Annotated in this window: 6 protein-coding genes; 5 read left to right on the top strand and 1 reads right to left on the bottom strand. The window is 58.0% G+C overall.

What is annotated here, in order from left to right:
* Positions 1-91 precede the first annotated feature (91 nt).
* The 5 genes from lapG (at position 92) to VD17_RS23890 (ending at position 11,970) form a co-directional block, all read left to right on the top strand.
* Positions 92-799 carry a cysteine protease LapG gene (gene lapG, locus VD17_RS23910; protein ID WP_046055969.1) on the top strand — a complete coding sequence of 236 codons (708 nt, stop codon included), beginning with the start codon at positions 92-94 and terminating at the stop codon, positions 797-799.
* 22 nt (positions 800-821) lie between these two features.
* Positions 822-2,762, top strand: coding sequence for a cyclic di-GMP receptor LapD (lapD, locus tag VD17_RS23905; protein ID WP_046055968.1), 1,941 nt, complete (start codon positions 822-824; stop codon positions 2,760-2,762).
* A 115-nt stretch (positions 2,763-2,877) separates the two neighbouring features.
* Complete coding sequence (locus tag VD17_RS23900) at positions 2,878-6,042, top strand: hypothetical protein (protein ID WP_185753206.1); 3,165 nt, start codon at positions 2,878-2,880, stop codon at positions 6,040-6,042.
* 64 nt (positions 6,043-6,106) lie between these two features.
* Positions 6,107-8,092: a hypothetical protein gene (locus VD17_RS23895; RefSeq protein WP_046055966.1), complete on the top strand. Its 1,986-nt coding sequence runs from the start codon at positions 6,107-6,109 to the stop codon at positions 8,090-8,092.
* A 137-nt stretch (positions 8,093-8,229) separates the two neighbouring features.
* Positions 8,230-11,970, top strand: a complete 3,741-nt coding sequence (locus VD17_RS23890; protein WP_046055965.1) for an Ig-like domain-containing protein — start codon at positions 8,230-8,232, stop codon at positions 11,968-11,970.
* Between the two features lie 194 nt (positions 11,971-12,164).
* Here VD17_RS23890 and VD17_RS23885 read toward each other — a convergent pair.
* Positions 12,165-14,164 (bottom strand): type I secretion C-terminal target domain-containing protein (locus VD17_RS23885; protein WP_259674591.1); only part of this gene is annotated, 2,000 nt, incomplete at its 5' end.

Raw genomic sequence — 14,164 nt, 5'->3', positions numbered from 1 at the left:
CCACCACCACCACCACCACCAACCGACGATTTGTCCTGCCTCCCCAAAAACACCGCCTAGACTTCAGGCATCTGCACCCGAGCGGCCAGACATGTCCCGCAGTCCGCGTCGTCCAGGATGGTCAACGCTCCGACTTCGGCTCGGCGGATGGCTGTTGCTGATCACTTTTCTGTTGGCCGGGCTGGGCAGTGTCGGGGCCAACTGGAGTTTTACGCAGATTCTGCAAACCGCCGAAGATCGCTACGGCACCCTCGGCCAAGGACGGGGACGGATCGAGGCCTGGAGTCAGATGCTGCAAAGCGAAGTCAACGCCCCCGAGCGCGAGCAACTGAACGCGGTCAATCGCTTCTTCAATCAGCAACTGAGCTTTCTGGACGACACCCGCATCTGGCATCAGACCGATTACTGGGCCACACCCGTCGAATCCCTGATCAAGGGTGCCGCTGATTGCGAGGACTACGCACTGGCGAAATATTTCAGCCTGCGCTACCTGGGAATTCCCAGCGAAAAACTACGCATCACCTACGTGAAAGCCCTGACCCAGAACCAGGCGCACATGGTGCTGACGTTCTACAACAGCCCTACGGCCGATCCGCTGGTGCTGGACAACTTGATCGGCGAGGTCCGCCCCGCCTCCCAACGCAAAGACCTGTTGCCGGTGTACGCCTTCAATGCCGAAGGGCTGTACTTGCCGGGCGCCAATGGCGGCAAACGCAGCAGCGACTCGAAAAAACTGTCGCGCTGGCAGGACGTACTGAAAAAGATGCAGGCCGAAGGGTTCGCCGTGGGCGACGGCTAGCCACCTGAGCAAGGAGCGATTTATGTCACTGCGTAAACAGTTGTTTCTCGCCATCTGCCTGTTCTTGCTGGTGGCGTTCAGCGGCAGTTTTTTTGTCAGCCTGGAAAGCTCTCGCGACCAGATGCTCGGCCAGTTGCGCTCCCACGCCCAGGACGCCGCCACCGCGTTGGGTTTGTCGTTGACGGCACAAATCGATGACCCGGCCATGATTGAATTAATGGTCAGCTCGATTTTCGACAGCGGTTATTTCAGCAGCATTCGAATCATCAACATTGAGGATGCGCAGGTGCTGGTGGAGCGCAGTGCGCCGGGGCAAATCGAGGGCGTTCCCGCCTGGTTTGTGAACCTGGTCAACCTGCACCCTCCCGGTGGCGAAGCGCTGATCATGCGCGGCTGGGTGCAGGCGGCACGGGTCGAAGTGTTGAGCAATCCGCAGTTCGCCCTGGCCAAACTCTGGGACAGCACCCTCGGCAGCCTGATCTGGTTGCTGGTGTGCGGCCTGCTCAGTGCCGTGTTTGGTGGCTGGTTGCTGCGCCGGCAATTTCGCCCACTCGACACCATGGTCAAACAGGCCGAAGCCATCAGCAAACGCGAGTTCCTCAGCCTGCCGAAACTGCCGCGCACACCGGAGTTGAAACGCGTGGTATTGGCCATGAACCAGATGGTCGAGAAGCTCAAAGCGCTATTCGCCGAAGAGGTCGCGCGAAGTGAAAAGCTGCGGGCCGAGTCGTACCAGGACAGCCTTACAGGCCTGGCCAATCGACGCTTGCTGGATGAAGAACTGGCCGACGAATTGCTGGTCTCCGAGCAGAGCAGCGACGGCCATTTGCTGATGCTGCGAATCAACGATCTGGTCGGTCTCAACCAACGCTTGGGTGGCCAGCGCACCGATGCGCTGATCAGCGCCGTCGGTGAATTACTCAAGCGCCTGACCCAGCCACCGGAACGTCGCACCTGGCTTGCCGCGCGCAATCGCGGCGGTGAATTCAGCCTGCTGACGCCAGGCCTGGACAGCACCGACGCCGCACGCCTGGCCGGCGAAATCAGCGCCACCCTGGAAAACCTGCGCCTGACCGGCGCCAGCGACTCCATGCCGGTGGCGCATTTGGGGATCGCTCCTTACCATCCCGGTGAGCCCGCCAGTGACGTGCTGACGCGACTGGATCAGGCGTTGACCGAAGCCCGGCAACATCCCGAGCGCCCGTGGGTCCACTTGGCCGATTCCATCACCGCGCCGACCCCGTCCCAAAACGACTGGCAAACCTGGATCGACGACGCCTTGAACCAAGGCAAGATGCAGTTGTATTTCCAGCCAGTGGTGCAATGCGCCGACACCAGTCAGGTACTGCATCACAAAGTCCTCGCGCGCCTGCTCGACCCGCAGGGCGAGGCCGTTGCCGCCGGGCACTTTCTGCCGTGGATCGAGCGACTCGGCTGGTCGGCGCGGTTCGACCTGGCCATGCTCGAAGCCACCCTCGACTACCTCATCGTCAATCGCTGGCCGCTGGCGTTAAGCCTGTCCGGGAGCACCCTGCGCGATCCAGCGCAGCTGCAACATATCCTCGACATGCTCGAATCGCTGCCCGAACTCGCGCCGTTGCTGACTCTGGAAATCGACGAACGCCAACTGCCACCTCAGGAAGAACTGCAACGCTTGAGCCACAGCCTGCTCAACACCGGTTACCGCATCGGTCTGCAGCACTTCGGCGGCAGCTTCGGCCAGATCGGCAACCTCACTCAACTGGGGCTGGCTTACTTGAAGATCGATGGGGCGTACATCCGTCACATTGATGAGCAGAGTGATAAACGGCTATTTATCGAAGCGATATTTCGGGCAACCAACAGTATTGATTTGCCGTTGATTGCGGAGATGGTGGAGACCAAGGGGGAGTTGGAGGTGATCCGGGAGTTGGGGTTGTTTGGGGTGATGGGGCGGTTGATTGGGCCGCCTGAGCCGATGTGAGGGGTTCGACCGTTCGTCGAAAACCATCATCTAACTGTCAAATGTGACAGTAGCCACCAACGCGACTTAGAGACCTAATAACTCCGTCACTTATTCCTTGACCGGAGTTGCATCGATGGCCTCCCAATTCCCCACCAATGTCAGATCATTGCCCGAACTAGACATCCCGGACCGCACCGAGCCCGCACTTCCATCGGAGGAATGGGGGATTAACATCGCCGCCGTCCAAGGCGTAAATCCGGATGACGGATTGAAGTGCCAAATCCAGCCATGGGACGAAATGGAGGTGGGTGACAAGGTCGTGCTACTGCTCGATGGCATTGAAGTCGCTCAAGACGTTATTGATGCCAATGAAGTCAAACAGCGTGTGACCTTGTTCGTTGAGCCCTGGCGCCTTACCACAGGCTCCTATGCGCTGAACTACCGCGTTACGCGATTCAGTGGAGGGTCCGACGCGCCAGAAACACCAATCCGCGTTTACACAAAACTCGAGAGACCTGGCGGCAAGGATGAAAATGGCAGTACGCCAGGACATTCTGAACTGTACATGTTCATTGACCCGCAAATCATTGGCGGAGTCGTGGACAAAGAAACCGCCAAAAACGGTGTACCCATCACCATCATGACCAAGCCGGGCAGCGCAAAAAAAGAGGTTTACCCAAATATTGCGGTGGGCGATATATGCAGGCTGAGCTGGGGCTGGAGAATTGTCGAATCGGCCCCGGTGACAGAACTGCAAATCAAGGATCCGGCAAACAACCCCATCGTCATTACCGTTGACGAAGAAACCATTCTTTTGGTGGGCGACTCTGACGAAGAAGGCTTGGCAGTCGCCTTTTATGTCAGGGATATTGTGAACAACCATTCCGAAGACTGGAGCGCCCCACAGTGGCTCGAGGTTGATACCGGTAATTCACGACTCGATGCACCCGTGGTCAAGCAAGCGGATGGCCAGGAACTTGATCTCGATACGCTGGGCGGCGAAAAGGTCATTGTCCAGATCAACGCGAAAAAACCCAGCTTTGATAAAGACGACATCATTGTTGTCAACCTCAAGGGCAACCCGCTGGAAGGCCCGGCGGTGGATATCAATGTCTCCAAAACCATCGACAGACAGCCTGATACCATCGTCGAGGTGGAGCTGCCAAATGCTGCCGTACGTTTACTCGCCCAGACCCAGGCTGTTTTTTCCTATCACCTTGAAAAGCAGGATGGGACGAAAGACCTGAAATCAAAAGGGCGATTCATTGACATCATCGGTGAAGCTAATCGCCTGGCAGCGCCCGTCGCCGACGATGCGCGCCAAGGTGCACTTGACCCTACCCTCGCGAGCACCACCGTCAGCATTCCATTCGATGAGTCGATGTTTGCCGGGCAGGAAATTGAGCTCAGGTGGGTAGGCACGCAACACGACAGCGGCAGTTACGATCCGGTGCTGGAGCGGTATCCGATTAGCAACAACGATGTGCTCAATCGGCGGCCGATCCCCATCAATGTGAGCGGTCAACATATTGTCGCGATCAAGGATGGCAAACTTGATCTGTACTACCTGATCCATTCGATTGGTGATGACGAAACCTCCACCAAACGTGAATCCATTCATCTGGAATCTCTCATCATCGGAGCCCCATTGCTGGAGCTTGTAGTACCTGAAGTCGAGAAGGAACAAGGCGGCACACTCAACCCCGAAGATGTCCTTACTGGATTTCAGCTGACGATTCCCTACACAGCTACAGAAGCTGAAGACGTGGTGAGATTCACCTGGTTGGGATCAACCAGCGGCAGTATCAGTGATTCGATCACCCTGACATCACACACCGCAGGTGAGCCTGTGCCATTCACGCTTGACAGCCGATTCGTCACCGACCACCTCTTGCCCAATCGCCGCGGCATTGTCGAAGTCTGGTACGAAGTCAACCGACCCTCGGAGAAAATTCGCTATTCGAACACGCTGACCCTGAAAATCAGCAAAGCTCGACCTGTACTGCAAATCGTTGGTAGTCGCTCGCCCAGTGGTCCTCATTACTACTCGAACCCGACACTCCTGAATGGAAACGTCACTCGCAACGGTGAAGTGTTGTGGACCTATGAAGGCGACAACACCGGCATTGCGGGGGAGTATTTTCTCGACATCGAGCCTGAGCGGCCCTTGATTGTCACCCTGCAAGACCAAGGCACGCTCATCGAAAAACACGTTCTGCGCCCTGGCAACATTTCGGGGGTGTTCAACCTGGCGAAACGTCACAGCGGCTGCATCACCAGGGATGACGGCAGCGTTTTTGGCTGGAGTGACAACACCGAAATGCTCCCCCCTGCCGGTCTCACTGATGTGAGCTACGTCACGGCCGGCGGGCTCGCTTATGCAGCAATCAAACACAATGGCACTGTCCGGGCGTGGGGCGCTGCCGAGTTCGGGGGGGCTATCCCTCCCGCCGTCGAAGCTCAACTCAGGAGCGTGAAAAAAATAGCCGCCAGCGGTGGCGGCGCATTTGTCGCGCTACGCGTCGATGGCAGCCTCGTGGCCTGGGGTCATAAAGACTTCGGCGGCGTCATTCCCACCGCGATCAGTTCACAGCTCAGGCAAGTGAAACAGATCATCGGCAATACCACCGATTTCAGCGCATTGCTGAGTGACGGACGAGTCTTTAGTTGGGGAGAGACCTGGCCCCTGGGCCTGAATATTACTGCCGCCAATGGTGCCGCACGCCTGAGTGCGACCAATCGTGCGTTCGCAGCCCTCAAGACCGACCGCAAGGTAGCGGCCTGGGGTTCGCAGGATCATGGCGGGGAGATTCCTGCAAAGATTGCGCAGCAGCTTCTCAACGTAACGCATATCAGCGCGACCAGCGCAGCGTTTACCGCATTAAAAGCTGATGGATCGGCGATTGCCTGGGGCAACGCCCGGTTTGGCGGCACTGCGCCAGGCACCTTGCAAAATGTGCAGCATGTGACCGGTTCCACTACTGCCTTCTGCGCCCTGAAAAAGGATGGCTCGCTGGTCGCCTGGGGAGAACCGGTCGAGGGGGCAACGATCCCTCGCGAGCTTGGGCCAGTGCTGACGCTGTCGGCATCTTACGGATCTTTCTGCGCGTTGCTGGAGGATCTGACCGTGGTTTCCTGGGGGATCAACGCAGGCATTGCCGAGGGCTACGAGGCTGCGGGGGTTTACAACGCAGGCCCTCACTGGGTGCTCCTGACTCAGCAGAGCAGTGTGTACGCCTGGGGATCAGGCGCCCCCGATCTTCAATCGCTCGACGGCCAGATCTCTTATTCCGAGTGAACAACAACCGATGGACTGAACCGTGTTTCCTGCACGTGGGGAAACTCATCCCTGGAGAATTGCAATGAGCATCAATGTGAAAGCAGCACCGACTGTCACCAATGTTGCCATCATGGGTCAGCCACTCGTTGGCGGAACGATTACAGGCAGCTATATCTACCAGAACGCAGACGAGAATCCCGAAAGTGGCTCTACGTACTGCTGGTACAACGGAGGAGAGACGGGCGACATTGTTGCCACCACACTCGACTTGACGCTGCTACCCGAACACGACGGCATGGCACTGACATTTTCGGTGACGCCGGCCGCCCTGTCGGGTGAAACAGGCGTGGAAACGTTCTCCGCGTCGATAACCGTCCTCACCGGTGGTTTCCAGAACATCTCGGATGAAGAGAGCGAAAACAGCTTCCTCAAACAAAGGGGCCAATACGCCTTTCACGCCAATACCCCCAAGGACGGGATGATCACCACCACGGCGGGCGCCCTGGCGCTGAAGAACCGGGTTACACAGAACGTTTCCGTCATGGGAGGCAGTACCTACGGTGGTGTAGTGCCCCCGGAGATAGCGAACTATCTGTTGAACAACCCCGCCACCACTATGTCCTCGACCCATAGCAGCTTTGGTGCTTTGGTGCCGGTAGGCAGCGGTAACCAGCTGTTTGTCTGGGGTCCGAACATGCCCGCCAACAAGCCAATTATCAGGGATGTCAAAGCGGTATACGCCAACGAGACGTCAATGGCGTTTATCTACCGAAACCCCAAACCGGGCGAGCACACCATTGGCGCTATCGGCTCTGCGGCGACGGGGGGCGAGGTCCCATTGGCCATTCAGACCAAGTTGTTTTTTGACCCGCCAACCGCCATCTATTCCACCACCAGCTCATTCGTTGTGCTAACCAAGGCTGGCAAGGTATACGCCTGGGGACCGGTCGCCACAGGCGGCATCATCCCGGCCGATGTGCAGGCAGAACTCAATTTGATGAAGGTGGAGCGAATCGTAGCCTCATCTACAGCGTTTTGCGCAATCACTGCCGAGGGCAACTTGATCGGCTGGGGAACAAGTGGTGTCATTCCGGCCGCTGCGCTGGAAAAAATCTACGACGATGACGGCGCTCAAACCGTCATTGCCAATGAGCATGCCTTCTGTGCAATCACCCTGGGCAGGCAAAAAGCCGTGACCTGGGGGAATGCGAGTTTCGGCGGCACGATGTCTGAAGCAGCAGCAAGCCTTGCCGCCAAGGGCAAACTTGCATTGTGTGCAGCCAGCCCCTGGGCCATGTGTTTTATCAATGCCAATGGTCAGGCAGCAGCCTGGGGATATGCAGGTTACGGCGGGGGGCCGATCCCGACCCGAAGCATGGCCATGGGTGCTATGGGTGCTATGGGAGCCATGGGAGCCATGGGCGTAGAGGCCAGTACAGAAAGTGTCGATGAACCCTCCATGAACGCACAGGCACTTTTTGAAGAAGGCGACACCCAAAGCCGTATCGAATCACTGTTTGAAGCCAGCCCTGTTGCCGAACCCTCTGACGCCGAGGCATTCGGGGCTTTCTCCGCCCCCAGTGCATCGACACGAGTGTCGTCCAGGGTTGAAACAAAAGATGGCGGCGACATCGAACTGGTACGCAATGACGGTAGCTTCGTGTTGATCAGTCGCGATGCCGATGGTCGCACCAAAGATGTCATCACCTGGGGATTGGCTGCAACGGGAGGCACACTTCCTGACGTGACCCGCCAGGTCCTGATGGCCAGCACCATTCGTAAAGTGTATTGCTCCAACGGTGCGTTTGCCGCACTGGTCGATCAAGGCCAAACCAAAGGCGCTGTCGTAGCTTGGGGCAGAGCGACCTACGACGGCGGCATGATTCCCCCTACGTTGCAAAACGCATTGAGCAGCGGGGTTGTTGAAATCTATACGGTTCAGAGCCGACCCGCTCCTTCAACAGCCGTCGTGTATGGGGGCTTTGTCGCACGCAAAGAGAACAACCGCTGCGTGTCATGGGGCGGTCTTCTCCCGGCGCAGGATTTTGACCCGGCACGAGACGCTTAACAGCAACTCTGCCTCAGCCGGGGTCAGGTGAACATTATCGCCTGACCCCAGCGATTCATTTCCCCCTTCAGCCATCTGTTTTCATGATTGAGGGGCGACCACGACTCACCGTCAGGTAATGCCCCTCAGGAGCTCCCATGGACTTTTCCAATCCGGGCCTGTTCTCTCGATTTGATGACACTGATTCTATCCTTGCCACGTACCCCTTGATGATTGCCGGCATGATCCGAGAGATCGAGGGTGGTGATGGTGGAGTCAACATTGCGGTACTCACCGGTCATCCCGCCGGGATGCTTTGCAACATCGATCCTTATGGCGGCATGCAGGCAGGAGACCGACACGACATCTACTGGGGCGATCTCAAGGTCTATGAAAAAGAGGTTTTGCCTGAAGAAGTCGATCAACGACTGCTGTTCTACATATCGTCTACCGATATTGTTTCGGGCTGGGTTGAGAAAGTGTATTACCAGATAACTCGCAGTGGCTCGACGACCCCTGATGAAACTTCTGCGCCACTGCGAATTCTGGTCAAGCTCAACCGCCCGGGTGGGCCGGACAAGCGACCCTTTGAAGCCTGGCATTCAGAACTGAAAGCCCCGCAGCTTCCCGCCGATGTGATCAAAAATGGCGTGGATGCCGAATGGGCAAAAAACGGTATTCCAATCACCGTGCCGATTTACCCAGGAATTGCCGCAAGAGATACGGTACGACTGAAGTGGGGGACTGTATTCGCCCCCTCTCTGCGGATCACTGAGCAACAGGCCGCAGGCACGGAGGCGATCACCATCACTGTTGACCAAGCGACGGTCCTGACCGGCGGTGACAGCAATGCCTTGCCGGTGCGCTACGAAGTTTATGATGAAGTGTTCAACTTCTGCGAAAAGTGGTCTGCAATCACCCCAGTGAATGTCGACGCCGGGGCCTGGCGACTGCTGGCTCCTCTTATCGTAGAAGCGTTGAACGGTGTTATCGATCTGGACCAATTGAACAGGGCCCCGGTCACGTTGAAAATCGACATCAAGCCCGATGACTTCGAAACCAACGACACGCTCGAGGTATCCTGGGTCGGTACGCGCCCTTCTTCCAACGAGCCGGTCAGCTATAAAGAATCGATACAAATTGTCAAAGGGCCAGACCACGTCGAGGTCAAGGTGCCCTATGAGTATGTCAAAGCCATTGCGATGGGCTCGGCGGATGCGTCATACGTATTGATCAAGGCCAACGGAGACCCTCCCCTGTCGTCCAAACATGCCTTTGCCACGGTCAAAGGCAAGATCTCGCAGTTGCCGGCACCGACCATCAGTGAAGTCATCGGAGACACACTGGAACCCAGCGTAAGCCATGCGACCGTGCATATCCGTTATCTGGCGATGGCCGACGGCGACCTTATCAACCTCGTCTGGTCGGGCATGGCCAATGACAATCCCTACTTGCATGAAGTGCCCCATCTCGTCACTGCGGGCGAAGCCAGACTCAAGCACATCACACTGCTCGTCGAGAATGCGCACATCACGCCACTCGATGGCGGCACGCTCGACCTTTTTTACCGGGTGTCCAATGACATGGCGCAAGCCCGCAGGATCGACGAATCCGATTATTTGTCGGTAAAAGTCGGAACAATAGTGGCCACGTTGCCCGCCCCGCTGGTAGACGAAACGCAGGACGGCGTACTCGATCCAGCACTGGTACCGCGCAACGCTACCTTGCGTATCCCCTACTTGGGGACTGCCAAGGGAGATGAGTTGACCTACTACTGGAGGGGTATATCTCCTGTCGGCACTACCACCGACCGAATGCCAATCACCACCGGTCTCGTCGGCAAGCCATTGACCTTCAGGATCGATGCGCAATTCATCAAGCCAAACATGAACCAACAGGTCGAGGTCCGTTACACCCTCAAACGCGCGGCCACCGGCAAATACGACACCTCGGAACGGCTGCTGCTGATCGTCGGCACGTTGATTGGAGAATTGCCGGCGCCTGAGGTGAAAGAGGCTGACGGCAACGCATTGAATCCGATCAAGGCGCTGACCCACCTCACGGTGAAAATTCCGCGCTATGCCACCATGGAGACGAATGACCGACTCAGCGTCACCTGGACCGGGACCCCGGGCCAGGGGTCATTTACGAGCCCTGAAAGAGAAGTTCGTACGATTGAACCTAAAGAAGTTGAGATACCTACCCGTCTGGTCCCCTTCAACCTGGATCGAGACGTAGTGGTCACCTATAACGTCAAACGCTATGTCCAACCGAAAGCTTCCGATCCGCTGAATCTTCACGTGCAGAAGTTTTCTCTCAGTGATCTGCCGACCCCGAAAGTCACGCAGGCACCCGACGACCAGGTATTGGAACTGGCCGCCTTCATCGGTGATGCCACGACCACCCTGGCCAAATGGCCCCACAGCGCCGAGGGCCAGAAAGTCTGGTTACACGCCGAAGGCACCAGAAACGGCAGCCTTGAAACCATCACCTTGTACGACGGCAAAACCATTACACAATTAGAAGCCGAGCGGGGCTTGAGTACCTTTTTGCCGCGCGCACGGCTCCTGCAGCTGACCGACAAATCACTGCTCACGCTGATTGCCAAGGTTGCGTTCGATGGTGGCGACAACCCGGACCTGGCACAGGAGTTTCCACGACTGGTGTTAACGTTGCTGCAAGTGGGAGAACTGGTCCTGATCCCGCCCAGCGTCGACGGTGTGGTAGGCGGCGCCCTTGACCCTTTCATACTGCCCGCCAGTGGCGCTACGGTGAAGGTGCCTCGCTATGGTGGCATGGCCGTCGGAGACACAGTTTTCGTCAGCTGGCGTGGTGCTCCCGGAAGTGGCTCCACGATCACCGCCCCACAAGTGCTGCAAAAGCTGGGTGAAATGAGCTTCAGCGTGCCCAAAAATGTCGCGATCGCCAATTCCGGGGGCAACGTTGCGGTGGTCTACCATGTAACGCGTGCCGAAGGGGGGGAGAAACGTGAATCACCGCCCTATACCTTTAACGTCGTAGTCGAGCTCAAGCTGGGGCCGCCCACCGTTACTGGCGTCGTCGGTGGCATTCTTGACCCGGAGAGAGTCCCTGCCAGCGGCGTCCCTGTGACCATCCCTCAGTATCAAGGCATGGCAATTGGCGACATGGTCAGAGTGAGATGGACGGGACCTGGCGGCAGCGATACAACGCTACACTCGAGAATTGATACGTTGGCACCCAAGACAATCAACGTTGACCGGGTGCTGGCAATCAACAATCGAGGTTATGACGTTACGGTCACCTATCTGGTAACGCGTATAACCGGAGCGCCGGAGCGAGAATCGCCAGCAGCAGCGCTTAAAGTACTGGTGCCCCTGGTGTTCAACACCAACCCCGTAACGCTGAGTGGCAAGGCCTACGTTCTTCGGGACTACCCGACAATACATCCCGCGTTGACAGCTGGTATCTCGGTGCGGTACCAGGCAAGTGGCGGACAACCGGGGTACCGTTATGTTTCCAGTAACACAAGCGTGGCCATTGTCGATTCGTCCGGCCTGGTGGTTGCCCGCGGCAGAGGATCGGCGACCATCACGGCGATGGACTCATTCAATCAATCCAAAAGTTATACCGTGACAGTGACCAATGTCATTCAGTGCGTAGGGCTGGGTAACTCGACATGGGCAGGCATTAATGCCGGAGCGAGCGCCAACGGGCTCAGAATTCCAAGCTTTGGAGAGCTTGGGGAGATTCACGCGGCTTACGGTGGCCGTTGGCCGATGGGCGATCATCATTACTGGTCCACCACCGACCATAGTGACTTCAGGGGCCCCCAAAAAAGGTGCCATTACCTCGCCCGCGGTTCCAATGTAAACATCCATGTAAGGACCGGCTACTCGAACGGAGTCGGTATCCGGTAAGTGATTTAGCCAGAAGTACCGCGTCATCGTTCTTCGCGGGCAAGCCACCCTCCCACATCGCGTACGACGCAGATGTGGGAGATTCTATGTTGCAGGGGGAACCCTGCAGTCTTAATTTGGCTGGTATTCGCTCTGGTTTTTCATGAGAGCAAATGCCGTCCGGCAGTTCCAGGATCAGAAGGGGTCATTTCAGCTCACACCGTATCCACCTTCAACGAATGATCATTCAACATCCCGTTGATAATCGTCGCCGTATCGTGCCCCCCTGCAATCACCCCACCGGCCCCCGGCGTTACGCCGTAATGGCTGGCCAAGTTCACACCCGCCAGATCAATGGTCTGGTTCGGTGCAGCGCCAGCCATGGCGCTGACGTCGATGCTGGTGACCAGTGAATCGCCGCTGCCGGTGACTTTGAATTGCAGGTAGTCATCCAGCGACGCCGCGGTGCTGTTTTCCCCTTGCAGCAGTTGCGACAGGTCGAGTTTGTCGATGCCCGGCGTAAAGTCGGTGACCACGTCGTGGCCGCTGTTGCCTTTGAACCACTGGAAGGTGTCGGCACCGCTGCCGCCGGTGAGGGTGTTGTTGCCCAGGCCGCCGATGAGGAAGTCGTCGCCGCCCCCACCGTTGAGCATGTCGTTGCCCAGGCCGCCGTTGATGATGTTGCTGTGGTTGTCGCCGGTGAGGCTGTCGTTGAAGTTCGAGCCGGTCAGGTTTTCGATCGCTGTCAGGGTGTCGGTCCCGGCGCCCGCAGTGTTCTGCGCACCGAGCACGCCCAGATTGACCGTGACGCCGGCCGTGGCGTGGGCATAGCTCACGGTGTCGACGCCGGTGCCGCCGTCGAGCAGGTCGTTGCCCGCACCGCTGTACAGCAAGTCATTGCCAGCGCCGCCGTGCATTTCGTTGTTGCCGGAACCGGCAGTGAGCACGTCGTTGCCGTCGCCGGCATTGATCACGTTGTTGCCGGCGCCCGCCACCAGTACATCATCGCCCGCTGTGCCGGTGAGGGTGTGTCCGTCCTGATAGGTGATGGTCACGGCGGCGTTGTCGCTGCCGCCATGGCTGTCGTTGGCGGCGTAGGTGCCGTGGGCATCGGGCGTGATGTCGTGGGCACCGGCGTAGTTGACGGTCATGGTCAGCTGGTAGTTTTCCGCCCCCTTCCCGCTGTTGCCCGGACCACCGTTGTCGATGTTGGTGATGTGGATCTGATAGGTGCTGTCCGATGTTGCGGTGAGGGTTTGGCCGTCCGCGAGGGCTATCCATGCGCCGCCGTTGATTGAGTACTCCATGGCGACATGACCGGCCGCCAGATTGTGATCCAGGTTGAGTGTTTCACCCTGTTTGAGGTCGACGGTGATGCGGTCCTCATCGTGGGGGTTGTTGACCGCTCCCAGCGCCCCACTGACGACCAACACCGCCGTCATGGCTGCCGTGTTGGCGACGAATGCACTGCGGGCGAGGGTCACCGCCTGCGCGTTACCGCCGGTGAAGCTGACGTTTTGATTAGTGCCGGTGAAGTCCGCGCCTTTGGCAATCCAACCGGTGCTGACGGTGGTCGGCGAAGCGGTCAGCGGATCGCCATTCGGATCGGTGTCGTTGGCCAGCAGCAACTCGCCTGGCACCACGATGTTGCCCGACAGAACGTTGGTGATGATGTGGTCATCGACCACCACCGGTGGCGCGTTCGCAATGACCGTCAACACCGAGCTGGCCAGGTCGCCGTCGTTGTCGCTGATGCAGCTATTGTTCACGTCGATGGTGATGGTGGTGGTCCTCTCGTCGCCATCGCCATCGCTCAAGGTGTAGGTGAACACATCGGTCGCACCGGGACCGTTCACGGCGCCCGGGTTACTGTGATAGACCGCGTTGCCCGCTGCATCCAGCGTCAGGTAACCGTAGGTGCCATTGATCTGGCTGTTGAGGCCGCCGATGGCCGAGGTTGAGGTGTCTGAACCGGCACGCACGCCGACCACCCCAATCCCATCGGCATCGTTGAAGTCGTTCGCCAGCACGTTGCCACTGACGATGCCACCCTCCGCTACCGAGGCCGCGTCGGGGTTGGCGGTCGGCAGGTCATCGACGATTTTGACCACGATGGTGCTGGTGGTGGAATGGCCCAGGGCGTCGGTGGCTTTGTAAGTGAAGCTTTCGCTGAGGGTATTGGCGCCGTCGTTCGCATGCGGCGTGGTGCTTGGCG

The sequence above is a fragment of the Pseudomonas fluorescens genome, assembly GCF_000968015.1.
GTDB lineage: Bacteria > Pseudomonadota > Gammaproteobacteria > Pseudomonadales > Pseudomonadaceae > Aquipseudomonas > Aquipseudomonas fluorescens_W.
This window is presented reverse-complemented; position numbering and strand designations above follow the sequence as displayed.

What these genes read in the sequence shown, in the direction of transcription:
- lapD (WP_046055968.1), top strand. Translation starts at nt 822, where the DNA reads ATGTCACTGCGTAAACAGTTGTTTCTCGCCATCTGCCTGTTCTTGCTG.
- VD17_RS23895 (WP_046055966.1), top strand. Translation starts at nt 6,107, where the DNA reads ATGAGCATCAATGTGAAAGCAGCACCGACTGTCACCAATGTTGCCATC.
- VD17_RS23900 (WP_185753206.1), top strand. Translation starts at nt 2,878, where the DNA reads ATGGCCTCCCAATTCCCCACCAATGTCAGATCATTGCCCGAACTAGAC.
- lapG (WP_046055969.1), top strand. Translation starts at nt 92, where the DNA reads ATGTCCCGCAGTCCGCGTCGTCCAGGATGGTCAACGCTCCGACTTCGG.
- VD17_RS23890 (WP_046055965.1), top strand. Translation starts at nt 8,230, where the DNA reads ATGGACTTTTCCAATCCGGGCCTGTTCTCTCGATTTGATGACACTGAT.